The sequence below is a fragment of the Actinoplanes sp. NPDC051851 genome (assembly GCF_040681165.1).
Lineage (GTDB): Bacteria > Actinomycetota > Actinomycetes > Mycobacteriales > Micromonosporaceae > Actinoplanes.
In genome coordinates this window covers 1-21,331 of the sequence record NZ_JBFAYF010000047.1, presented here as the reverse complement: position 1 = coordinate 21,331, position 21,331 = coordinate 1, and the positions used below count along the sequence as shown (strand labels likewise).

Sequence of the window (21,331 nt, the reverse complement as noted above, 5' to 3'; positions counted from 1 at the left end):
GAAGTGAGCGTCCACCCCTTGTCTCAGCACAGCACCACCACTCCGCCCGCGACCGTCACCGTCTTCGCCGCGCCGGGCAGCTGGATCGAATCGGCGGCCCGGGATCAGTGCGACCAGGTCGCCGCCCTGACCGGGATGATCCACGTCGCCGGGATGCCCGACCTGCACCCCGGCAAGGGCGCGCCGATCGGGGCCGCGATGAGCTCGACCGTGCTCTACCCGCTTCTGGTGGGCTCGGACATCGGCTGCGGAATCGCGGTGTTCCCGATCCGGCTCAGGAGGGCCGTACCCGAGAAACTCGCCGCCCGCTTCCCGGACCTGGACGTTCCGCTCGATCCCGCCTCGATCGAGGAGGAGATCCCGGCGGGCTACGCCGACCAGCTCGGCACGGTCGGCCGGGGCAACCACTTCGTCGAACTGGCCAAGGTCGGCACGGTCGTCGAGCCGGAGCACGCGAGCCGCCTCGGCCTGGCCGCCGGCGACCTGGTGCTGATCGTCCACAGCGGCTCCCGCGGCCTCGGTGAGCGCATCCTGCGCGAGCACACCGAGGTGCACGGCGCGGGTCCCGCCGCGGACCCGGCCGCCTACCTGGCCGCCCACGACGCGGCGGTGCGCTGGGGTTCGCTGAACCGGCGGCTGATGGCGGCCCGGGTCGCCGAGGCCCTCGGCGCCGAGCCGGAGCCGCCGATCGTCGACGAGTGCCACAACTCGGCCGAGGTCCTCGACGGCGGCGTCTACCTGCACCGCAAGGGCGCCGCGCCGGGCGACGGCCGGGACGTGCTGATCGCCGGCACCCGGGGCACCCCGTCCTACCTGGTCGCCGGGCACGCCGGTGCGGAGGCCGGGTACTCGGTGGCGCACGGCGCGGGCCGCAAGATGTCCCGGGCCGACGCGCTGCGCCGGGGGCGGGCCAAGCACACCGTCGAGGAGCTGCGGCGTACGCCGGTCGGCTCGCTCGTGGTCTGCGGCGACCGCCAGCTGCTCTTCGAGGAGGCGCCGACCGCGTACAAGCGGATCGAGCAGGTGATCGGCGACCTGACCGCGTTCGGCCTGGCCACCCCGATCCTCACGACGATTCCGCTGGTCACCTACAAGACCGCGGACCTGGGCCCGCGCCGGGACGCCAAGCGGGCCCGCCGATGACCGGCGTCCACCTGCTGCTCTCGGCCGGGCGTGGTCCGGCCGAGTGCGAGTGGGCGCTCGGCCACCTGATCCGGCGGCTGGAATCGGACGCGAAGCGCCGTACGGTGGCGGTCCGGCGGGTCGAGACGGTGCCCGGCGAGCGCGCCGGCACGTTCCGGTCGGTGCTGGTGCTGCTCGCCGGTCCGGGCGCCGCGGAGTTCGCCGCGAGCTGGACCGGGACGCTCTGCTGGCAGGCGCCCAGCCCGTACCGGATCGGTCACGGTCGCAAGAACTGGTACGTGATCGCTCAGCCCTGCGAGGTCGGCACCGCGCGGACCGTGTTCGACGAGTCCGACGTCGAGATGGTCCCGTGCCGTACGGGCGGCCCCGGCGGCCAGCACCGCAACAAGGCGAGCACCGCGGTCCGCGCCACCCACCGCCCGTCCGGCGAGGTGGTGGTGGTCGACACCGAGCGCCGGTTCAGCCTGAACCGCCGCCTCGCCCTCGACCTGCTCCGCAAGCGCCTGGAGCGCGCCGACGAGACCACCGCGACCGCCGCGGTGACCACCCGCTGGCGCATCCACGACGACCTGGTCCGCGGCGCCCCGGCCCGCGTCGAGCGCCCCGCCTGAGGTCACCCCGGCACCCGGGCGCGGACCAGGTCGATCATCGCCCGGGTGGCCGCGCCGGGTGACCGGTCGGAGGGGACCGCCAGGGAGAGCGGCCAGCGCAGGTCCGCCCCGCTGACCTCGGCGGTCACCACGCCCTCGGCGCCGGCCACCACGAACCGGGGGAGCAGCGCGATGCCCAGGCCGTGGCGTACGTGGTCCACCCCGGTGCCGATGTCGCTGATCTCGATGGTCACCCGCCGCCGGACCCGGGCCGCGGTGAACGCCCGGTCCGCCACCGACCGGTTGCCGTAGCCCTCCGGCGAGTCGATGAAGTCCAGCCCGTCGAGCTCGGCGATCGGCACCACGGCGCGGCCGGCGAGCGGGTGTCCCGGCGGCATGACCAGGTGCAGCGGGGCGCTGGCCAGCTCGATCAGCCGTACGCCCGCCGCCACCGGCCCGCTCACCGCGACGAACGCCAGGTCGAGCCGGTGCTCGGTGAGCGCGGTGATCAGCCCCCGGGTGCCGGACGGCGCCGCGCTGGTCCGCAGCAGCACCCCCGGATGGCGCCGGTGGAACTCGCCGAGCAGCGCGGGCAGGTCGATCAGCCGGATCGAGGTGAGCACCCCGATCCGCAGGGTGCCACGGAGCCCGCCGGAGACCTCGCCGACCGCGTCCCGGGCGTCCCGCGCGGCGTCGAGCGCGATCCGGGCCCGGGGGAGCAGCGCCTCCCCGGCGTCGGTGAGCAGCACCCGCTTGGCGTTGCGGTCCAGCAGGCGGGCGCCGAGCTCGCGTTCGAGGGTCTTGATCGCGGCGGAGACCGCCGACTGGACCACGTGCAGGCGGGTCGCGGCCCGGGAGAAGCTCTGCTCCTCGGCGACGGCGACGAAGTACTCCAGCTGGCGCAGCTCCACACATCGAAGTATCACTCATACTGATTCGAATGAGCTGTTTCTTTCGTTGGCGTTGATGATCGCCCGGCGTGACAGTGTGCTCATGACACTCCTGGCGGTTGAGAAAGACACGAAGCACGGCACCGGCTTCTGGCTGATCGCCCTGACGTTCCTGACGGCGATGGCGTTCTCCACCGTCCCCGCCCCGCTCTACCCGCTCTACATGGCCCGCGACGGCTTCTCCACGTTCACCGTCACCGTGGTCTTCGCCGCGTATGCCGTCGGCGTGGTGATCAGCCTGCTGCTCGGCGGCCACGTCTCCGACTGGGCCGGCCGCAAGCGCATCCTGGTCCCGGCGCTCGGCCTGGAACTCGCGTCGGCCGCCCTCTTCCTGGCCGGCACCTCGCTCCCGGTCCTGCTCGCCGCCCGCTTCCTCTCCGGCCTCGGCGTCGGCCTGATCACCGCGACGGCGACCGCGTACCTGCACGACCTGCACGTCGCGCACCGTCCCGGCGCGTCCCAGCAGCGCTTCGAGACGGTCTCCACCGCGGTCAACACCGGCGGCCTCGGCGCGGGTTCCCTGCTGGCCGGCCTGCTCGCCGCGTACGCCCCGGTCCCGCTCCGTACCCCGTACCTGGTCTTCGTCGTCCTGCTGCTGGCCGGCCTGGTCGCGGTCCTGCTCACCCCGGAGACCGTCCCGGACCGTGGCGCCGACCGTCCCGCCTGGCGCCCGCAGCGGATCAGCGCCGGTTCGGGCCTCGCCGGCTACGTCGCAGGTTTCGCCGCCTTCGCGGTCTTCGGCCTCTTCACCTCGGTCGCCCCGACCTTCGTCTCGGTCACCCTGCACCACTCGTCGCGGGCCCTGGCCGGCCTGGTCGTCTTCGCCGTCTTCGGCTCCGCCGCTCTGGCCCAGATCCTGACCGGCCGCCTCAGCGCCCCCGCCAAGCTCCGCCTCGGCCTCACCACCCAGGCCCTCGGCGTCCTCACGCTGCTCGCCGGCATGCACCTGACCAGCCTCCCGATCTTCCTCATCGGCGGCATGCTGGCCGGCATCGGCGCCGGCACCCTCTTCAAGGCCGCCGTCGGCACGGTTAGCGCCCAGTCCACGCCCGCCCGCCGCGGCGAGGCCCTCGCCGGTCTCTTCCTGATCGCCTACCTCGGCCTCACGGCCCCGGTGATCGCCCTCGGCCTGGCCACCCAGACCTTCTCCACGCTAACCGCGATGACCTATTTCGTCGCTTTCCTCCTACTCCTCCTCACCACGGTCGCCCTCATCAGCCGCCGCCGACCCCAATAAAGATCAACTTCCTTCTCCCGTACGCTCCTGCCTCCCCCACCCCACTCAAAAGGCCACCCCCGCCGGCCTACCCCAGCGCGAACACCCTCACCGTCCCGGCTACCGATTCCACGGCGACACGCGTCCCGTCCGGACTGAACGCCCGCACCGCGATCGCCGTGCCGGTGCGGACGGGACCGAGTCGTTCGGCCGGGCCGTGTGCGGGCACCCGAACAACCTGGACCGAGCCGGTCGCGGTGCCGATGTAGAGCGGCGTGCCGCCCGGACCGAAGGCGAGCGCCGTGACGGCTCCGCGCCCGGTGCCGCGGACCAGGGTCTGCGGCTCCTGGAACAGCGTCCGGCCACTCCGCAGCTGAACGCCCCCGGTGGCATCGCCGACCGCGAGGGTGGCGGCCCGGCTCCGGGCGCCCGGTCCGGCGGCGAGTGCGGTCACCCCGGCACCCGCCGCCGAACCACTCCAGACCTCGGCGTCGCTCCCGCTCTGGAGCCCGGCCCAGACCTGGCCGCGGTCGTTCCCGGTGAACAGCAGTCCGGAATCGGTGATCGCCGCGATCGCCGTCACCTGACCGGGATACTTCTCCAGGACCTCACCCCGTTGCGTCGCGGGCTTCCGCGTGTCCCACGCGTAGACGGTGCCGTCGGCGCTGCCCGCGGTGATCCGCGTGCCCCCGTCGACGACGGCGACCGTGTTGATCGCGGAACCCCGGCCGGCGAGGACGGTCCCGCGGAGAGGGGCGCCGGGGTCGTCGACGCTCCACAGCCGGACCGTGCCGTCGGCGGCACCGGCGACGAGGAGGGATCCGGTCGCGTCGAAGGCGGCGCTCGACATGCGGGTGGAACCGGTGTCGAGTGTGACCGGGTCCTCCGGTGACCGCCACAGGCGTAGGTCACCGTCGGTGCCGACGGCGGCCAGGAGATTCCGGGTGCCGTACGGCGGCAGTGCGATCGCCCTGGTGGGGCCGGTCGCCACGGTCGCGATCAGCGTCGCCGAGGGCGCGTTCGGGCTCAGCCCGCCGACGAGCCCGCCGATGACGACGATCATGAGGGCGCTCAGTACGGCCGGCCACCACCGCGGGGCGAGGTGCCGACGCGGCGGTGGTGGCCGGCGGGCGTCGTTCCGTCTTCGGTCCCGTCGGCCGGCGGTGGTCCGGGGCGCGGGGTGCGGCCCGTCGGCCGGCCGGGGTGGGCCGAGTGCCGGCGGGCTGGCGGCGAGAGCGGCGACCAGCGCCCGGCGCGGACGCGCCGGGCAGGGCGCCGGGGTGGCGGCGAGCGCCCTGACGAGACCGGACACCCGGTGGCCGCCGGATGCCGAGGGGACACCGGGTGTCCGAGGGTCAGGTGGTGGCATCGGAGCGGGCCTCCACGGTGGCCGGTTCGACCTGGGCGGGCAGGACTGCGGGGAGGACCGTCGGCGGGTCGGTCACGGTGAGCGATGGTGGCTGCGGGGGTGGCGGGGCCGGGTCGAGGGGGATGGACTGGAAGAGGCGGGCGATGATCAATGGGGCGGCCAGGCCGGCCAGAAAGGCGGCGAAGGGGGTGGGGAGTTGGCCGGAAGCGCCCATCGGGGCCGCCAGGCCGCAGCCGACAAAGAGGCGGAGGAGGACGGCGAAGATCACTAGTCCGCGTTCGGTGGTATTGCGCCACGGGCGGCGCCAGCGGCCGGTGTCGGAGGCCGGGCGCATGGAGGCGGAGAGGTTCAGCGCCTCGGCGACCGCGCTGCCGAGAAGGCCCCACTGTGCGGCGTCCAGGCCCGTCATGGGGTCCGATGCTAAACCCTCCATATTCGTATCCGGCGGACCGGATAGGGGTGGAATGGCGTTATTGGCGGTGCGGGGAGATCAAATATCCGACGGTGGTGTAAGTCAATCGCCAGAGCGTGTGAATGATGGGTCACAAATGGTGGACGCGATGGCGATCTTGAACGGGGAGGTGGCCGCGTCTTGAGTGGTGGGGGGCGCGATTGGGCGTACGAGAAAAGAAGCGTAACTAATTCACGCAGAGTGAGCACCTGGGGTGATGGGCCCTCCCGGGTGGGCGGGGTTCGTGCCGACTCGGTGGGCGGCGACCAGTTTTGCCGGTGAGGCGACAATGGTCCTAATAGGAATAGATCTACATTCCTGACATGTCACTGCATCCGCATCGAAGCCGCACTGGTGCCGTTGCGAACCGGCCAGTGTTGGCGCCACATCTGCAAGAGACGATCGAGTCTCTCGCCGCCGGAGAGACCATGCGGGAGATGGCGGCCCGTCTGTTCATCTCCACGAACACCGTCAAGTCCCGGCTCAAGTCGCTGTACCAACAGCTCGGGGCGCGTGATCAGGCACATGCGGTCGCGATCGCGTTCCGATTGGGGGTGCTGCCGGCCGGCGGGGAGGCGGCGCCGGAACGCGACGTCCAACCGGTCGTCGTGGCCGGACTCAACCAGGAGAGGCTGCGCGCCACCATCGCCGAACTGACGGCGTTGCTGCGCATAGCCGAACGAAACGTCGGCGCCGGGTCACCGGCCACCGACGGACACCAGCACCTGCTGCGACGGATCGGCGAGATCGCGCGAAGCGGCGCCGCCGAGCCGACCAGCGATCCATGGGCGACACTGGAACGGATCGCGGCGATCACCGAGGCGGCCGGCACCGCCGAGCTGAGCGCCGACGATCTGATCCTGTTGCTGACCAGCTGATATCCCTTCTACCCCTGACCGGCGACCCCTCGTCCGGTCGAGGAGGCGGCGGGACGAGGGTGCGCACATCGCTTTGCCGGTTCCTCCGCCCGCGCCGATCGCGCCAGCGGTGGTGCCACCGCCGGGGTCGCTCCCACTCCGGCGCTACCGTGCCGCCGGGATTCCGATCCCGGGCCCGTTGTGCTCCCGGGCGAGAATGGACCCCGGTGACGAGCACCGCCGAACCGGGGAGGTACGGGTGGATCACGAGACCGCACTGGCGTCGTTGTTCTCGGCGGAGGGGCGGCGGGATCCGTACCCCGCCTACGACGCGATCCGGGCACACGCCCCCGCGTTCCAGGCTCTCGACGGCCGCTGGTTCGTCACCACGCACGCCCTGGTCACCCGCCTGCTGCGGGACCCGGCCCTGCGGGTCGCCGACGCGAACGACTACGACGGGTTCTGGCCGGACTGGCGCGCGAACCGGGGCGTCGCGTCCATCGTGCTCTCGCTGCTCGGCACCAATCCACCCGACCACACCCGGGTACGCCGGGCCGCGGCCGCCACCTTCACGGCGCGCCGCGTCGCGGGCATGCGGGACGTGATCACCACCCAGGTCAAGGAGCTGATCACCGCGCTCCCCGCATCCGCCGACTTCATGAGCGCGTTCGCGTACCCCCTGCCGATCGGCGTGATCTGCGCGCTGCTCGGCGTCCCGGAGTCGGACCGCCCATGGTTCCGGCAGCGGGCCGCCGACCTCACGGTGGTGCTGGAGCCGATCAGCAGCCAGGAGGAGATGGACCTGGCCGACGTGGCGGGCCGCGAGCTGGAGGACTACTTCATCGGATTGATCGCCGAGCGCCGCCGCGATCCGCAGGAGGACCTGACGAGCGCGCTGGTCGGCGCCGGTTCGGGGCTGACCGGCGCCGAGATGCTGGCCAACCTGGTGCTGCTGCTGGTCGCCGGCTTCGAGACGACCACCAACCTGCTCGGCACCGGCCTGGAGCTCCTCCTGAGCCGTCCCCGGCAGGCCGCCCGGTTGCGCTCCGATCCGGAGCTCGCCCCCGCGTTCGTCGAGGAGATCCTCCGGTACGACTCCCCGGTGCAGCTGACCTCGCGTTTCACCACCACACCGGCCGACCTGGGCGACGGCGTCGTGCTGGCCCCCGGCGCGTCCGTGACGATGCTGCTGGGCGCCGCGAACCGGGACCCGGAGCGCTACCCTGACCCGCACCGCTTCGACCCGGACCGCGGCACCATCCAGCCGGTCTCCTTCGGCGGCGGAGCGCATTACTGCCTGGGCGCCCCGCTGGCCCGGCTGGAGGCCCAGGTGGCACTCCCCCTGCTGCTGACGATGCTCCCGAAACTGGCCCTCGACGGCCCACCCGAGCGCCGCGACCGCCTGGTCCTGCGCGGCTACTCCACCCTCCCGATCACCACCGGCTAACTCGCTCGCCGGTAGGCGGGGCCCGACCACCAGCGCCGCCCCTCGGCCGCCACCCCTTCGAGGACGAAGAGCGTGTGCCGCAGCCCGGTGACGTCCTGCACCGCGTCCTCCAGGATCCGCCGGTCCTCGTCCGATTCGGGTTGGCCGCCCTCGTTCACGTCGACATCGATGTCGGTGCCGTTGACGAGGAACAGCCGGAAATTCCGGGCGTCGTCGTAGCGCACGGTCACCCGGACGGCGGCGACCGCGTGATACCGATAGTTGGTCCGCTCCGGGTGGTGGAACGTGCCCCGCTCGAAGTCCAGCTCGGTGGTGAGCTGCCGGACCCCGTCCGCGGTCAGCAGGAAGACCAGCGGCCGGTAGCGGGTGTAGCGCCAGGGCCCGTTCTTCACCCGGGCCCGCCTACCGCCCGGCCCGCGCGCTTCCAGGCAGGCGTACGCCTCGACGTCGCTCCACTTCAGCTTGTAGCCCCGCAGCGCGCGGTCCAGCAGGATCCGGCGATCGCACTCGAGCCACCGTGCCATCTCCATGTCGGTGGGCCGGTCGGAGAGACGATCCCGCCAGCGCTGATATTCCGTCCGGTACGAGTCCATCCGCTGATCCCGGACGCGCCGCTCGGCGTCGGCGCGTTCCCGGTCGGCGAGGATGCGCAAGCCCACGGCGACCAGCACGGTGCCGGCGAGCAGGACGAGGAGGAGGGCGCCGACGGCACGGAGGACGTCCTGCCGCAGCGCGGACTGGAACACCCACAGAGCGCAGATCAGTGTCGCCGCGGCGCAGGCGGCGGTGCCGGCCCGGAGCCGCATCGGGACGGTGGGCCGCGGGTCGAGCGGTTCGCCGTCCGCCCAGCGCCGCCGCATGTCCTTGACCTGGAACCGGATGAGCCACTTGACGCGGTCCGTGCCGACCGGCTTCTCCCGGTAGGCCTCGACCAGGTCATCCCGGAGCCGGCACATCGGGATGAAGGAGTCGGCGAACCAGGCCGCGCGCTCCGGGCCGTCCTCCGGCGCGCACCGCTGGGAGTACCGGGTGTAGAGCCGGTTCACCTGATCCGCGAAGCCACCGCGCCGTGGGGCAGCGCGGCCGAACCGGATACTCCGCCGCTGCTGATCGTGGTCCCGCTGCCGCTCGGCGAGCGAGCGCCACTTCGCACCGTGGTGGACCCCGAGGCTCCCGAGCACGACAGCGCACAGCAGGACGACGATCGCCGCCGTGTCGCCTCGTCGCTGAACGAGCCAGCCGAGGGTTCCGCACGCGCCGACCAGGATCACCGCGGCGGTCGAGGCCAGGATCCGCTCCTCGATCGAGGCCGTGGCCGCCCGGACCTCCAGCATCCGCGGGGGCTTCGGATCGGCCTCGAAGAACTTCCAGACGCGCCACCTCCGGTTGTCGGCCATCTGATCCCGCCCGGCCTTCTCGACCTCCCGTTGCCACAGCCCGTCCTTGAGTGAGCCCTGCAGCATGCGGTCCAGATGGCGGGTGATCAGCTCCCGGACGCCGGGCCGCAGCCGGTCGAGATCGGCCATCAGACCGGGTGCCGCCGAGGGGTCGTCCTCGCGTGTCTGAGCGGCGGCGAAGAGCCTCTGGACGACCCGGATACCCGGCGACCACTCGTCGTCGGGAAGGTCGACGACGCGCTTGAGCGTCGCCGTCACCTGGTTCCGCTCCGCGGGGGAGAGCTCCCAGTAGGTACGCCCGCTGAAGAACGCGAGCAGCCAGTAGAAGCCGGTCCGGCCCGGATCGTGACCGTGGACCAGGACCTCGTCCAGTAGTTTCCGGGCGGTGGTCACCTGCTCGGAGGCGAGGAATTTGAGGGCGGCCTCGAACTTCTCCCGCGGCGTGGCGTCGGGAGGCACCTGGTAGTAGTTGTTCTGGACGCCGCCGTGGATCGTTTCCGCCACCGCGCCGTGACTACCGCCCACGGTGTGTACGCCGGGCCCGGTCATGACCAGCCCTGCCGGGTAGAGGTGTTGTGCACCCCGCCGTTGACGACCCCGGCGACCGCGCCGTGGCTCCCGCCGTACGTCTCGACGCGGGTCACCGGTGTCTCCGGCGGTGTCGCCGCGGGAGACACCTCCGTGGGGGTCCGGGGCCGGGCGTCGGCGGCCAGCTCGACGGCGAGGTCGACGGCGAAGACCGCGGCGTTGCGGACCGCCCGGGGCTGCCAGTCGTCGCCGTCGGTGGTGGACTTGGTGCCGTCGGCACGGTCGCTGACAGCACGGATCACCGCCAGTGGGGCGGCGTTGAGCTGTCCGGCCTTGGCCACGCCGGCCGCCTCCATCTCGATGGCGAGCGCGTCCTCGTAGTGCTGGCGGATCCACTGAAGGGCGACCGACTCCGCCCTGTCGTGCAGGATCTCGCCGGATGCGAGCGGGCCGAAGTGCACCAGTGGTCTGTTCGCTGGAGGGTTGGCGCCACGTTCCCGGTCGTACTGCCGTTTGATCTGATGGGCCGCCTGTTCGATGCCGTGGTCGATGTCCCAGACGCGGGGCCGTGACCGGATGCCGTCGTTACGGGCGGCGGCGCCGTGGTACGCGTAGACATGCGTGGCGACGACGAGATCGCCCAGCTCGATGCTCCTCTTCACGCGTCCCGCGACGCCGACGAAGAGGACCGCGGCCGGTGCGAACTCCCGGATGGCCCGCTCGGCGATCACCGCCGAGCTGTGGTTTCCCATGCTGGTGAGGGCGACGACGGCATCACCGGCGCCGCCGGGCAGGGTGCCGATCTCGAATCGGGTGCCGGCCACCGAGGGCGTCCGGCGGATGTCGGTGAGCTGTTCAACGACGGCCGAGTACTCCAGGTCCAGCGCCGTGAGGAACACGACGGGCGAGGCCTTCCATCGATGCTCGTTCATGCGGTCACGCTAACTTAATGTCAGATGTACATGAACTCTCCCGGGGCGCTCCGCGTCTCCGTGGGCATTCCGACCAGTCGGCAGAGTTTGTGTCAATCGGACATTAATCGCTAGGCTGCGGGCATGACCTCGCGCGACCATGCTGTGGTGCGGCTTGCGCTCGACCTCGCGATCCTCACCGTCCGGGAGGGCGCCCTGCAGGTGCTGACCGTCACGAGGGGCAACGAGCCGTTCCGCGGGCGGCCGGCACTACCGGGCGGATTCCTTCGGGACGGTGAGGACCTGCACGCCGCCGCCGTCCGCGAGCTCCGCGAGGAGACCGCCCTCGACGGCGGCGCCATGCACCTGGAACAGCTGTCGGTCTACGGTGCTCCGGACCGGGACCCGAGGGGCCGCATCATCAGCGTCGCCTACCTCGCGATCGTGCCCGACCTGCCCGCGCCGACGGCCGGCTCGGACGCCGTGGCCGCCGCGTGGCTGCCGGTCGCCGCGATCCGGGGTGGCCTCGCCTTCGACCACGACAGGATCCTCGACGACGCCGTCGAGCGCGCCCGCAGCCGCCTGGAGTTCACCACCCTGGCGACGGCGTTCTGCGCTCCCGTCTTCACGATCGGCGACCTGCGTACCGTCTACGAGGTGGTCTGGGGGCAGAGCCTCGACCCGCGCAACTTCAGCCGCAAGGTGCTCAGCACCGTCGGCTTCGTCGAGGCCACCGACGAGAAGCGCAATCCGCTGGTGGGCCGGCCCGCGGCACTCTACCGGCGGGGTGACCGGACGGTCCTGAACCCGCCGATCCTGCGGGGTGCCGCTACGGTCGCCTGACCTCCGAGGGATCGCGCCCGGTGGGGTGCCACTGCCTCGATACCTGGAGGTCGACGCGGTGGTAGGCGGCGGTCGGGGCCTCCGGAGCGCTGGGGCGGGCCACGCCGCGGCCCGCCGGGTGGGGGCGGCCCACCAGGTCCGGGCGCAGCGGGACGCGGACCGGCATCGGGACCATGCCGATCGCGAGGGCCAGGGACGGTGCGTCCGGGGACGGCGAACGGCTGGTGATCAGCAGGCCGGCCAGGATCGTCAGGCAGGCCGCCCACTCGGCCGGGGTGAGGCGCTCGCCGAGCAGGGTGGTGCTCAGCAGCGCCGCGGCCAGCGGCTCGCCGAGGCTCAGGGTGCCGGCCACGCTGGTGCGGACCGTACGCAGGCCCATGGCGTACAGGGCGTACGCGGCGGCGGTGGTGACCAGGCCGAGCCAGGCGATCACGGCGAGCACCCGCGGTTCCGCGAGGCCGTCCGCCTGGGCGGCCATCGCCGGGGTGAGCAGCACGCCGCCGACCAGCATGCTGGCACCGGTGCCCGCGTAGACCGGGACGCCGGTGGTGCCGAGTCGCTTCGCGGCGGCCGTGTACAGGGCGAAGAGCGCGCCGGCGGTGACACCGGCGGCGAGGCCGAGGGCGTCGACGCCGGAGCCGGCTCCGGGGAGCAGGAGCAGGCACGAACCGCCGACGGCGAGACCGGAACCGATCAGCCAGGCGGGGCCCAGCCGCTGACCGTCGGCGAACCGGGTGACCAGACCGCAGAAGAGCGGCACGGTCGCCACCCCGACCACGGTGCCCATGGCCGCGCCGCTCAGCGACACCGCGGCGAGGAAGCTGACCTGGTACGCGGCCCCGGCCGTGCCGGCGAGCAGCACCCACTTCCGGACGCGGCGGTCACCCAGCGCGCGGAGACCGGCGGGGCCGGCCAGCGCCACGGCACAGAGCGCGAGCCCGCCGACGACGTGCCGCCAGCCGGCCAGCGCCGCCGGGCCCAGCAGATCCCCGGCCAGCACCTGCCCGGGGCCGATCGTCCCCCACAACAGCGCGGCGGCCAGTACGAGCCCGGCGCCCCGGGATACCGAGCTGTTCAACGTCTGTTTTGTTCCTGTCCGCTGGATATCCGTTTCTTGAGCGGATCGGACAGTATTCGTGGCGACTCACCGCGTCGTCTCCCGTGATGGGTATCCCGGTGTACCCCGGCTGGGGTACACCGGGTTCGCGAGCGCCAGGTCGACCCGGAACCCGCCGTCCCCGGTCGGCCCGGCGTCCACGGTCCCGCCGCACGCCGCGGCACGTTCGCGCATGCCCAGGAGGCCGAACGACGCCGCGTCCGTGCGTACCGGAGAACGCTCGTGAATGTCGTTGGTGATCGAGATCCGTGCCTCGTGCGCGCGGTAGGCGATGAGGACCGAGGCGGACGGCCGGCCCGCGTGCTTGAGGACGTTGGTCAGGGACTCCTGGAGGACACGGTAGGCGCAGAGCTCCTGGGCGGACGTCATCGGCCACGCGGTGCCGGTGGTGGTGAGGTCGATCTCCAGGCCGAGACCGCGCAGGCGGTCCAGCAGTCCCGGAACGTCGCCGAGGCCCCGGTGCCCGTCCTCCCGGAGCACGCCCAGCAGCTGGCGCATCTCCGCGAGGGCCTCGTGGCCGGCCGCCGCGACCGCGTCCATGGCCTGGCGGGCGGTCGCCGGATCGCTCTCCAGCACCATGGTGGCCAGGCCGGACTGGAGGGTGACGACCGAGAGGTGGTGCGCGATGAAGTCGTGCATCTCGCGGGCGATCCGGAGTCGTTCCGCGGTCGCCGCCTCGGCCGCGGCGACCGCGATCCGCCGGGTCCGGGCGATCCACCGCCGCAGGGCGAGGCCGAGCGCCCACGCGGCCGCCAGGGTCAGCGCCGCCCGGAGCGCCTCCGGCCAGGTGAGCGACCCGTGCGCGGTCAGGTAGACCACCGCGACGTCGGCCATCGCGAACGGGAACAGCACGGCACCCCACCACGCCTCGCGGATCACCACGACGGCGAAGAAGCCGAAGATGATGCCGTTCCCGCCGATGGTGACCGCGCCGAAGCCCAGCAGCGCGTACCCGAGGACCGCCGACATCATGAGCAGGGTCGCGGCGACGGGGGAGCGGAGCACGAACGCCAGCGGCGCGATGGTCAGCACACCGAGGACCACCTGGCCGGGACCGGCGTGCTGGCCGATCAGGGTGGCGACGGCGAGCCCGGTGAGCAGGACGGCGAGGGTGCTCTCGACGATCGCCGGCCAACGCTCCCGCTCACTCATCTCGATCGGTGAGGCTACACTGTGGATCATGATGGGGGAGTCTCCCCGATGACGGTCCGTGTTCTGGTGGCGGATGATCACGACCTGATCCGTACCGGTCTGACGGCATTGATCCGGGCCGCACCGGGCCTGGACCTCGCCGGTGAGGCCCGCGATGGTGCGGAGGCGGTGGCGTCCGCCGCGGCGACCCGGCCGGACGTCGTCCTGATGGACATCCGCATGCCGGTCCTGGACGGCATCGCGGCCACCCGGCAGATCCTCGCGTCCTCGCCGTCCACGCGTGTCCTGGTGCTGACCACGTTCGACACGGACGAGTACGTGTACCGGGCGCTCGCGGAGGGCGCCGCGGGCTTCGTCCTCAAGGACACGCCACCGCCGAGGATCCTGGCGGCCATCGCGACGGTCGCGGCCGGCGACATGCTGATCTCACCCCAGATCACCGAACGGCTCATTGCGGCGTACGGCGAGAAGCAGCGTTCTCCCCGCCCGGGCCGCTCGCTCGACGGTTTGACGCCGCGCGAGACGGAGGTGCTCGGCCTCGTCGGCACGGGGTGGGACAACGCGCAGATCGCCGGGAACCTGGTGGTGAGCGAGTCCACGGTCCAGACGCACGTGAAGCGGGTGCTGGCCAAGCTCGGCTTGCGGAGCAGGGCACAGGCGGTGGTGGTCGCCTACGAGAGCGGCCTGGTGACCCCGGGCGATCGACATTTCGTCGACAGAGGACTTTGAGACTGTCCCGATGAGGCTCACCCAGGCTCTCCACATGGCGGCACGGCAGACCCCGGATCCTCCGGCGGCCGTCTTCACCGGGCGTACCCGAACGTGGCGGGAATGCCGGGACCGGGTCGCGCGGTCCGCCGCCGCCCTCCGCTCGAACGGCGCCGGCCCCGGCGACCGGGTGCCGATTGAACCTCCCCACCTCCGTCACGTCTGCGCGGGAGAGACCTCGTCGAAGGGACCACCGCCATGCTCCGCCGCAACATCCTGATCACCGGGGCCAGCTCCGGTCTCGGCCTGGGCCTGGCCCGGGAGTTCGCCGCCCGCGGTCGCAACCTGGCGCTGTGCGCCCGCCGCCTCGACCGCCTGACCGCCCTGCGCGATGACCTCCTCACGACCCATCCGAAGATCAAGATTGAGGTACGCCGACTCGACGTGACCGATCCGGATCAGGTTCGCGAGGTCTTCGGCGCTTTCCGCTCCACCCTCGGCACCCTCGACCGCGTCATCGTCAACGCCGGTGTCTCCGGCGGCGGCCCGATCGGTCAGGTCACCCACGAGGAGGGCAACCTCGCCCTGCTGCAGACCAACGTGATCGGCTCGTACCTGCAGTGCTCCGCCGCGATGACCATCCTGCGCGACCAGAACGCGGGCCACCTGGTCCTGATGTCCTCGATGAGCGCCAAGCGCGGCCTGCCGGGGTCCCTGGCCACGTATGCCGCGTCGAAGGCCGCGGTCGCGTCGCTCGGCCAGAGCCTGACGGCGGACACGGTAGGCACACCGATCACGGTGACCACGCTGTATCCCGGCTACATCCGCATGGAGATGACCGACACCAGCCGCGGCGAGATCCCCTTCATCATCGAGGCCGACCGCGGCACGCACCTGCTGGCCGCGGCCATCGAACGCGAGCCGTCCACGGCCATCGTCCCGTCCTGGCCCTGGAAGCCCATCGCAGCAACAGTCCGGCTGCTCCCGGCCCGAGTGATCGCCGAACTCAGCTGAGCACGATCCGTTGCAGCTCGAGCTGCCGACCGGGGAGGGCGTGCAGGAGTGGATGCGCGAGATCCCGGCATGCTTCCCGACAACCCGACCGTCGAGCAGGTGGACGCCTGGGTCGAGCTGGCCGACCTGGTCACCGACCCGGTGTTCGAGCGGCGCCTGCGGCAGATGCCGCTCGGCGGCGCCGGTGATGACCTCTACCAGCTGGGGTACGACCTGCGCCCGGTGGTGATGGAGTTCGCCAGCGAGGCGATCGCCGACGGCATCAAGCCGGAGTCCGAGCAGGGACTCGAGATCGTGAACCGCATCGTGGAGCCGACCCTGCCCAACATGCGTGCAGCGCCTCCGGCGCCGCACGGACCGCCTGGTCAGCGGCCAGTACGTACGGGTCGGGGCGGAGGGCGCGCAGCTGGCGCACGTGGTGGGCTCCACGACGCGATTGCCGGCGGGTTCAGCCATGGTCACCGGTCCGGGGTGCGCCGCAGCACTTCTTGTATTTGCGGGCCGAACCGCACCAGCACGGCTCGTTACGTCCCGGCGGCCAATCGATCAGTTGCTCGGGACGGGTTCTGGCCAGGTCTGCGGCGTAGGCGGCCCGGGCCTCTCCGGGGTTCCCGCCGCGTTCGGCGCACCAGGCCAGCAGGGCGTCGATCCAGATGGGGGCGATGCTGACGCGGGCCGCCCCGGTGTCGGCGGCTTCGGCGAGTTTGACCTGCATGATCCGGCAGTACTCAGCGTGCGATCGCCCGCCGGCGGCCGCTCCGCCGGGTTCGGTCAGTTCCGGCCATCGGGCGAGCGCTTCGTCGTACTCGTCGGCGGGGAACCATGCCAACGCCACAAGCATCGGGCCGGCCGCGACGCGATGTCCGGCGACCGGTGCCGGTGCCGCTGCCGGTGCCATAGTGCGCTGGATCCGTAGACGGGACTCGCCTTCCCGCTCGGCGTGGAAGTCCGCCGCGCGGGCCTGCAGGTCGTCGGCTTCCATGCCCAGCTGAGTCATGCTCGTCCGGCGCAGGCCGATGAGCTGGGGAATGAGCCGCTCGGGGTCACCGCTGTCCAGAGCGATGCGCATTCCATCGGTCAGCCAGGCCAGGGCGGTGGCATGGTCATCGACAGCGGCGTACTCCAGGCCTGCGTTGTTGAACAGCCACACGTCACCGGGAGTGTCGGCCCTGACCTGGGCCCAAATCGGTTCGGCCTCGCCGACACGTCCAGCCCGCATCAGGATCTCCGCGATCCGGCATCGGCTGTCAGGCTGCCCGCTCAGCCCGGCGTCCACAGCCTCGCGGATCGCCTGCAACGCCTCGTCGAACCGTCCGATGTCGGTGTAGGCCTGCGCCATCTCGTCGAGCAGTTCCGGGAGGTAGAACACCTTGGCGGCGTCCGCGTCAGTGCGGGTGAGCGCGACCGCATCCTGCAACGCGGCAAGGCAGGCGCCGTCGTCACGCGGACGCGCGGCCATCACCGACGCAAGCCGCAGCTCGACACGTTCAACCTCGGACAGGTGGTTCACCGACATCAGACCATCATGCCGTCGCAGGCGCCGGGCATGCGTGCCCCGGGCCGTGACGAGTACCCGCTGAACTTCGTGAGCAACGACTCCAGTCGATGGCTCTGGAGCCGCCCCGACAGGCCGATCAACCAGAGCCGAGACTACTGCGGACAATCCGGGACAAGCACCGCTAACTTCCGAACCCTGCGAGCAACCACGATCATGGAATCGCCGGCCCCGGACGGGAGCGGCGAACCTCAGCGAAGATCACCGTACGGGCGTTCGTGTCCAGCCCGGCGACCGTGGCCGCCGCGACCAGCGCGAGCACGACCGCGACTGGATGATCTCGACCCTGGTCGGAGCGGCCGCCAGAGACGGCGAGAAGCAAATCGAGCAGAACGTGATACGAAGGCGTGAACGAGACGTCCTCGGCCGGATGCTCATCCCCTTCGCCCGCAATCTCGCGTCCTGGCGCTCGACCGCCGAAGCGTGGTCCGACCCGCAACTCGCCCGCGAACTCCAGGGCCCGTTCGACGGCGACGGTCCCACGCTCGACCGCCCGGCAGGAAACCTGGCATGAGCGGACGCGGCGCAGAGCTCTGAACCACCCCCGTATTCATGGAGCTTCTGATCTTCCCCGGGTTCCGTGGAGCTCCATCGAACCGGGGGAAACTCAAAATTCCCGAACCGGACACCATCCGCGCTTTGGTGATCACCGGCCGACCCCACGTTCAGGCAAAGCGACATAAAGGTCAGCCCTCGGAGGCGCTGCAACTGCGAGTGCAGAAAACCGACAGTCTTCAAGACATCTATCTTGATCTCTTTACTCGCAGTAGCGTTGTCAGCGCTCTGAGTGTTTGACCTGAGATCAGGAGCTGGCGTGACTGATTCCGGAAGCCGAGTAGAACTCAACGGCACACAGCGCGCCGTTCTCTTCGCTCTCCTGACCGGTCCTGGCGAACAGACCAACCGGGAGCTCCGCCAGCGCGTGGGGCTCGGCCTGACCGGCCGGGACCGCCTCGGCTTGAGGAACGCCGGTCTCATCGAGAGTGAGATGGTCGGCAACGCGTACGTTCACACTCTCTCGCCGGCCGGAGCAGATCACTGTGTGGCGGCTCTCGATCCTGGCGCAGGTCCAGCAGAGCGTGTCCTCTTCGCACTGATCGCCGACCTGAGTGAACACCTGAACAGCACCGACTACGTGCTGGCCAAGGCGGTCCGCACCATCCTGCATGGAGGATCGATCCAGTACGACCTCGAAACTCACATCGGGACTGCCTATAGTCAAGCCGCCGATGGGCGAAGCGAATCCTTCGTACGGTTGACCGAACTTCGTCCGCTACTCCCACGAGGCCTCGACCGCGGCGCCGTCGATGAGGCTCTCCGGCAGATGTATCGGGATCACAAGATCAATCTGGTACCGATCGCCGACAACGCCTCGATCACTGCCGACGATCGTGCAGCGGCTCTTCACATAGGCAACGAGGAGAAGCATCGGATCTCCATGCAGCGCTCATGACGACGGAACTCGCCGCGCTCAAGGCGCTGAGATTTGATCATGTCGTCACCGAGGATGACGTCTGGAACAACGACCTCAGTTGTCACGTGGACGGACTGCATCCCGGCGTTGAGACCGCCGTCCAGGAGAATCTGGACGCGTTACGGGCGGACGGACAGCACAGCTCGACCGGCATCGTCGTCGAGGGAGAACTCGGCGTCGGCAAGACCCAGATGTTGAAGTGGACGCAGATCCAGACGCAACGCCGTGGCGGCTACTTCTTCCTTCTTTACGCCATCGAACGAGGGGTCCCCTTCCACACTCAGCTACTCCGCTCACTCCGGTTGGATCTGGAAGAAACCCGGTCCGGACAGCGGGCGCAAGCCTCCCGCTTTGTGGACGATCTCGCGAAGCGACTCGAGGTCGCACCTCTCACCGGCGTCGGCAACGGGTCACGGAGCCTGCCGCGAGTCGCGGTCGAAGCAATCGTGTCCGCACTTCCGGAGCATGACACCCGGCTCGGCAGCGAGTACCAGGACACCCTGCGCGCACTGATCCTTCTCGCGTCCCCGGCGCCGAACGACCGCAAGGTCGGAAGTGTCTATCTCCAGGGTGGCGAGATCAATGAATCGGCTCGCCGGCGCTGGGGATTCCAGATACCGGTCAAGTCTCCCAGCGTTTTGATCTCCGAGATCACCCGGCTACTCGCCCTGTCCGGACCGGTGGTCGTCGCCGTCGATCAGATCGATGCGCTGGTCAAGACGATGTCCTCATCGCCTCAAGCCGCGAACGTCCGAGAGCAGGTCATAGATCTCGGGCACGGGCTGATGGACCTGCACAGCCGATCACGCCGAACGCTGATCATCGTCTCGTGCCTGCCCGACTCCTGGGAAGCTCTGGTCGGCACTATGGTCAACTCGTTCGCCGACAGGTTCTGGCGAACGCAGCAGCTCCGGAACATCCCGGATCCCGAGATCGCCGAGCGTCTGGTCGCCCGGCGGTTCGCCATCGACTACAGACGCGTCGGCTTCCGTCCCGACTACGGAACCTGGCCGGTGCACCCGAGCGCATTCCGAACATCGACTGACTACACCGCGCGGCGGCTCATCGACCGAATCCGGCACCACGTCAAGGGATGCCTGAACAGCGGGATTCCCTCCGAGCTGTTCGACTTCGCCGAGGAGCGGCGCAGTGGGCAGTCACCGAGCGCGCTTCAGACCGAGTTCGAAAAGCTCGCTGCCGCAGCCGACGTGGAGACAATCCTCGGAACGCGGTCCGAGGACAGAGTTATGCCGCTGTTGCTGGGCGCCGCCCTCGATGCTTGGATCCGCGAGCACCCCACCAGAGCCGACCGCTTCGTCCGGCTCGAGGTCAAACCGGAACGCCCAGCCGCAGTGCACGCGCTACTCACGTCAAAGTCCAACACGTCGGCGTGGCACTTTCGCGTAGTCACGTCGGTAAGCCCGCAGCCCACGACGGTTCGCATCAAGGCGGCCATGGAGGGCTTCGACGGCTCGGCTGACAGCCGACTGTATCTCATCAAAGCAAAGCCATGGCCGACCGGATCGCCTGTCGGCTCCGCACGGCGAGCATTACGAGACGCCGGCGGGATCGAAGTGGACCTCGACGACGCAGACGTGCGGACTTTCGAGGCCCTCCGTCAGCTCATGAATCGTAGGCCGGATGGCCTCGAGGAATGGCTGCGATCACATCAGCCCGCGGGCAAGACCAAACTCTTGAGGCAGATCTTCACAGACGTGTGAGGTTCAAGGTCTCCTCCGCGACATTCACGCCTCTGGTCTGATACCCGCAGCCGGTAAGGGCTCGACCCATGGCGTTGGTACGGGATTGCCAGTAGCCGTTGGAGCGCCGGGCCACCGGTCGCAATTCCGCGCCGAGGATTGTCTCGATCTCAGAAAAAACCAGTTGAATCACAGGTTCGTTCCTGGACTCAAGGTATCTGATCAATGGCTGAAGATCCTGCTCATCCTGCAGGATATCAACGACTTCGTCCGGGATGCGGAATCCACTGGTGCGAACGTCATCCGGATAGAGCGCCTCCAGGATGGGTTTGACGCCAGCCGGCACCGAACCCTCATCCTGCAACTCGAGTGTTATCCGGCTCGTCGGCCTGGTGAAACCCCTCAGCATCCGGCTGCTGTCGTAACCGCATATCTCGTACACCGCCGCGCGATCGATGATGCCGCCCAGCCAGGCCGCCTCCTCGATGACCGCGGCCTGTGGAAGCCCTTCGTGACGAAGCCGGGAGAGTAGTTCGGTGACCCCGTCCGACGACCACAGGTTCTCCCCCTTGAAGGCCACCCGCTCCGCATCCTGTGCAGAGTCCGGGCTGACCAGGACACTCAGCGCCTTCTTTGAGCGTTTGAGCAGGTCAGGCGCCCGCAAGAGGTAGAGCCGGCGGCCTTCACTCTGCTTTCGGAACTCCTCCACCATCTCGAGCCGGGGACCGAGGAAAGAGCTGCCTTTCCTCCACCACCAGTCTTCCTTCTGGTCGTTGGTGACGATGACGAGGTCTTTACCTAGGTCCGCTGTATGGACCCTGGCTATTCAGACTGAATGGCGTGCATCGAGGGCGATAAAGGAAAGGTGCGCCTGACCTGCAAGGATGTGGGTGTCTACGCCATGTCCAC

At 70.3% G+C, this 21,331-nt stretch carries 22 protein-coding genes and 1 pseudogene; 13 read left to right on the top strand and 10 right to left on the bottom strand.

Annotated elements, in window-relative coordinates:
- Nucleotides 1-18: 18 nt before the first annotated feature.
- Together AB0M08_RS34240 and prfH are read left to right on the top strand one after the other, a co-directional pair.
- The gene (locus tag AB0M08_RS34240) at nt 19-1,143 is read left to right on the top strand and encodes an RNA ligase RtcB family protein (protein ID WP_364502535.1); all 1,125 of its coding nucleotides are present in this window, start codon (nt 19-21) and stop codon (nt 1,141-1,143) included.
- Nucleotides 1,140-1,754 carry a peptide chain release factor H gene (gene prfH / locus AB0M08_RS34235; protein ID WP_364502532.1) on the top strand — a complete coding sequence of 205 codons (615 nt, stop codon included), beginning with the start codon at nt 1,140-1,142 and terminating at the stop codon, nt 1,752-1,754. The genes AB0M08_RS34240 and prfH overlap by 4 nt, the downstream gene beginning before the upstream one ends.
- A 2-nt stretch (nt 1,755-1,756) precedes the next feature.
- On the opposite strand, the gene AB0M08_RS34230 is transcribed toward prfH, so the two are convergent.
- On the bottom strand, nt 1,757-2,644 hold the full coding sequence (locus AB0M08_RS34230; RefSeq protein ID WP_364502530.1) for a LysR family transcriptional regulator: 888 nt from the start codon (nt 2,642-2,644) through the stop codon (nt 1,757-1,759).
- 82 nt (nt 2,645-2,726) lie between these two features.
- Here AB0M08_RS34230 and AB0M08_RS34225 point away from each other — a divergent pair, with 82 nt between their 5' ends.
- Nucleotides 2,727-3,920: an MFS transporter gene (locus AB0M08_RS34225; protein ID WP_364502527.1), complete on the top strand. Its 1,194-nt coding sequence runs from the start codon at nt 2,727-2,729 to the stop codon at nt 3,918-3,920.
- A gap of 67 nt (nt 3,921-3,987) precedes the next feature.
- On the opposite strand, the gene AB0M08_RS34220 is transcribed toward AB0M08_RS34225, so the two are convergent.
- Both AB0M08_RS34220 and AB0M08_RS34215 read right to left on the bottom strand, forming a co-directional pair.
- Nucleotides 3,988-4,962, bottom strand: coding sequence for a hypothetical protein (locus AB0M08_RS34220; protein ID WP_364502524.1), 975 nt, complete (start codon nt 4,960-4,962; stop codon nt 3,988-3,990).
- Between the two features lie 292 nt (nt 4,963-5,254).
- Entirely contained in the window at nt 5,255-5,677 is a 423-nt protein-coding gene (locus tag AB0M08_RS34215) for a hypothetical protein (RefSeq protein ID WP_364502522.1), read from the bottom strand.
- A 365-nt stretch (nt 5,678-6,042) separates the two neighbouring features.
- Between AB0M08_RS34215 and AB0M08_RS34210 the strand changes: the two genes are divergently transcribed.
- Entirely contained in the window at nt 6,043-6,597 is a 555-nt protein-coding gene (locus tag AB0M08_RS34210; RefSeq protein ID WP_364502519.1) for a helix-turn-helix transcriptional regulator, read from the top strand.
- Nucleotides 6,598-6,835: 238 nt separating this feature from the next.
- A complete protein-coding gene (locus tag AB0M08_RS34205; protein WP_364502516.1) occupies nt 6,836-8,023 on the top strand; it encodes a cytochrome P450 in 1,188 nt (395 codons plus the stop codon).
- On the opposite strand, the gene AB0M08_RS34200 is transcribed toward AB0M08_RS34205, so the two are convergent.
- Nucleotides 8,020-9,924: a hypothetical protein gene (locus AB0M08_RS34200; RefSeq protein ID WP_364502513.1), complete on the bottom strand. Its 1,905-nt coding sequence runs from the start codon at nt 9,922-9,924 to the stop codon at nt 8,020-8,022. The genes AB0M08_RS34205 and AB0M08_RS34200 overlap by 4 nt on opposite strands.
- Before the next feature lie 41 nt (nt 9,925-9,965).
- Entirely contained in the window at nt 9,966-10,880 is a 915-nt protein-coding gene (locus AB0M08_RS34195; protein WP_364502510.1) for a 5'-methylthioadenosine/S-adenosylhomocysteine nucleosidase, read from the bottom strand.
- Between the two features lie 123 nt (nt 10,881-11,003).
- On the opposite strand from AB0M08_RS34195, the gene AB0M08_RS34190 reads away from it, so the two are divergent.
- Nucleotides 11,004-11,702, top strand: a complete 699-nt coding sequence (locus AB0M08_RS34190; RefSeq protein WP_364502508.1) for an NUDIX domain-containing protein — start codon at nt 11,004-11,006, stop codon at nt 11,700-11,702.
- Here AB0M08_RS34190 and AB0M08_RS34185 read toward each other — a convergent pair.
- Together AB0M08_RS34185 and AB0M08_RS34180 are read right to left on the bottom strand one after the other, a co-directional pair.
- The gene (locus tag AB0M08_RS34185; protein WP_364502506.1) at nt 11,689-12,780 is read right to left on the bottom strand and encodes an EamA family transporter; all 1,092 of its coding nucleotides are present in this window, start codon (nt 12,778-12,780) and stop codon (nt 11,689-11,691) included. The genes AB0M08_RS34190 and AB0M08_RS34185 overlap by 14 nt on opposite strands.
- 66 nt (nt 12,781-12,846) lie before the next feature.
- Nucleotides 12,847-14,001, bottom strand: a complete 1,155-nt coding sequence (locus AB0M08_RS34180) for a histidine kinase (RefSeq protein WP_364502503.1) — start codon at nt 13,999-14,001, stop codon at nt 12,847-12,849.
- A gap of 18 nt (nt 14,002-14,019) precedes the next feature.
- On the opposite strand from AB0M08_RS34180, the gene AB0M08_RS34175 reads away from it, so the two are divergent.
- Genes AB0M08_RS34175 through AB0M08_RS34165 form a run of 3 tightly spaced genes read left to right on the top strand, consistent with a single transcriptional unit; the run spans nt 14,020 to nt 15,693 of the window.
- Nucleotides 14,020-14,700 carry a response regulator transcription factor gene (locus AB0M08_RS34175; RefSeq protein ID WP_364502501.1) on the top strand — a complete coding sequence of 227 codons (681 nt, stop codon included), beginning with the start codon at nt 14,020-14,022 and terminating at the stop codon, nt 14,698-14,700.
- 10 nt (nt 14,701-14,710) lie between these two features.
- A complete protein-coding gene (locus tag AB0M08_RS34170; RefSeq protein ID WP_364502500.1) occupies nt 14,711-14,959 on the top strand; it encodes an AMP-binding protein in 249 nt (82 codons plus the stop codon).
- Nucleotides 14,938-15,693: an SDR family oxidoreductase gene (locus tag AB0M08_RS34165; protein WP_364502499.1), complete on the top strand. Its 756-nt coding sequence runs from the start codon at nt 14,938-14,940 to the stop codon at nt 15,691-15,693. Before AB0M08_RS34170 ends, AB0M08_RS34165 begins: the two co-directional genes overlap by 22 nt.
- A gap of 448 nt (nt 15,694-16,141) precedes the next feature.
- Here AB0M08_RS34165 and AB0M08_RS34160 read toward each other — a convergent pair whose 3' ends face one another.
- Nucleotides 16,142-17,209 (bottom strand): SEC-C metal-binding domain-containing protein, encoded by a 1,068-nt coding sequence (locus AB0M08_RS34160; RefSeq protein ID WP_364502497.1) that lies wholly within the window; start codon nt 17,207-17,209, stop codon nt 16,142-16,144.
- A 313-nt stretch (nt 17,210-17,522) separates the two neighbouring features.
- On the opposite strand from AB0M08_RS34160, the gene AB0M08_RS34155 reads away from it, so the two are divergent.
- The 4 genes from AB0M08_RS34155 to AB0M08_RS34140 are packed head-to-tail and all read left to right on the top strand — an operon-like array spanning nt 17,523 to nt 20,443.
- A complete protein-coding gene (locus AB0M08_RS34155; RefSeq protein ID WP_364502496.1) occupies nt 17,523-17,762 on the top strand; it encodes a hypothetical protein in 240 nt (79 codons plus the stop codon).
- A 38-nt stretch (nt 17,763-17,800) separates the two neighbouring features.
- Nucleotides 17,801-18,043 (top strand): hypothetical protein, encoded by a 243-nt coding sequence (locus AB0M08_RS34150; protein ID WP_364502494.1) that lies wholly within the window; start codon nt 17,801-17,803, stop codon nt 18,041-18,043.
- A 19-nt stretch (nt 18,044-18,062) separates the two neighbouring features.
- Nucleotides 18,063-18,701, top strand: a complete 639-nt coding sequence (locus AB0M08_RS34145; protein ID WP_157441118.1) for a hypothetical protein — start codon at nt 18,063-18,065, stop codon at nt 18,699-18,701.
- On the top strand, nt 18,698-20,443 hold the full coding sequence (locus tag AB0M08_RS34140; RefSeq protein WP_364502491.1) for a hypothetical protein: 1,746 nt from the start codon (nt 18,698-18,700) through the stop codon (nt 20,441-20,443). The genes AB0M08_RS34145 and AB0M08_RS34140 overlap by 4 nt, the downstream gene beginning before the upstream one ends.
- On the opposite strand, the gene AB0M08_RS34135 is transcribed toward AB0M08_RS34140, so the two are convergent.
- Together AB0M08_RS34135 and AB0M08_RS34130 are read right to left on the bottom strand one after the other, a co-directional pair.
- Nucleotides 20,430-21,134, bottom strand: a complete 705-nt coding sequence (locus tag AB0M08_RS34135; protein WP_364502488.1) for a hypothetical protein — start codon at nt 21,132-21,134, stop codon at nt 20,430-20,432. The two genes, AB0M08_RS34140 and AB0M08_RS34135, sit on opposite strands and share 14 nt — an antisense overlap.
- A 9-nt stretch (nt 21,135-21,143) precedes the next feature.
- A pseudogene (locus AB0M08_RS34130) lies at nt 21,144-21,248 on the bottom strand (PIN-like domain-containing protein); the annotation flags it as partial.
- Between the last annotated feature and the right edge of the window lie 83 nt (nt 21,249-21,331).

Coding starts and splice junctions, on each gene's coding strand:
- prfH (WP_364502532.1), top strand. CDS start 1,140: ATGACCGGCGTCCACCTGCTGCTCTCGGCCGGGCGTGGTCCGGCCGAG.
- AB0M08_RS34225 (WP_364502527.1), top strand. CDS start 2,727: ATGACACTCCTGGCGGTTGAGAAAGACACGAAGCACGGCACCGGCTTC.
- AB0M08_RS34220 (WP_364502524.1), bottom strand. CDS start 4,962: ATGATCGTCGTCATCGGCGGGCTCGTCGGCGGGCTGAGCCCGAACGCG.
- AB0M08_RS34215 (WP_364502522.1), bottom strand. CDS start 5,677: ATGACGGGCCTGGACGCCGCACAGTGGGGCCTTCTCGGCAGCGCGGTC.
- AB0M08_RS34210 (WP_364502519.1), top strand. CDS start 6,043: ATGTCACTGCATCCGCATCGAAGCCGCACTGGTGCCGTTGCGAACCGG.
- AB0M08_RS34195 (WP_364502510.1), bottom strand. CDS start 10,880: ATGAACGAGCATCGATGGAAGGCCTCGCCCGTCGTGTTCCTCACGGCG.
- AB0M08_RS34190 (WP_364502508.1), top strand. CDS start 11,004: ATGACCTCGCGCGACCATGCTGTGGTGCGGCTTGCGCTCGACCTCGCG.
- AB0M08_RS34180 (WP_364502503.1), bottom strand. CDS start 14,001: ATGATCCACAGTGTAGCCTCACCGATCGAGATGAGTGAGCGGGAGCGT.
- AB0M08_RS34175 (WP_364502501.1), top strand. CDS start 14,020: ATGACGGTCCGTGTTCTGGTGGCGGATGATCACGACCTGATCCGTACC.
- AB0M08_RS34170 (WP_364502500.1), top strand. CDS start 14,711: ATGAGGCTCACCCAGGCTCTCCACATGGCGGCACGGCAGACCCCGGAT.
- AB0M08_RS34165 (WP_364502499.1), top strand. CDS start 14,938: ATGCTCCGCCGCAACATCCTGATCACCGGGGCCAGCTCCGGTCTCGGC.
- AB0M08_RS34160 (WP_364502497.1), bottom strand. CDS start 17,209: ATGTCGGTGAACCACCTGTCCGAGGTTGAACGTGTCGAGCTGCGGCTT.
- AB0M08_RS34155 (WP_364502496.1), top strand. CDS start 17,523: ATGATCTCGACCCTGGTCGGAGCGGCCGCCAGAGACGGCGAGAAGCAA.
- AB0M08_RS34150 (WP_364502494.1), top strand. CDS start 17,801: ATGGAGCTTCTGATCTTCCCCGGGTTCCGTGGAGCTCCATCGAACCGG.
- AB0M08_RS34140 (WP_364502491.1), top strand. CDS start 18,698: ATGACGACGGAACTCGCCGCGCTCAAGGCGCTGAGATTTGATCATGTC.
- AB0M08_RS34135 (WP_364502488.1), bottom strand. CDS start 21,134: ATGGTGGAGGAGTTCCGAAAGCAGAGTGAAGGCCGCCGGCTCTACCTC.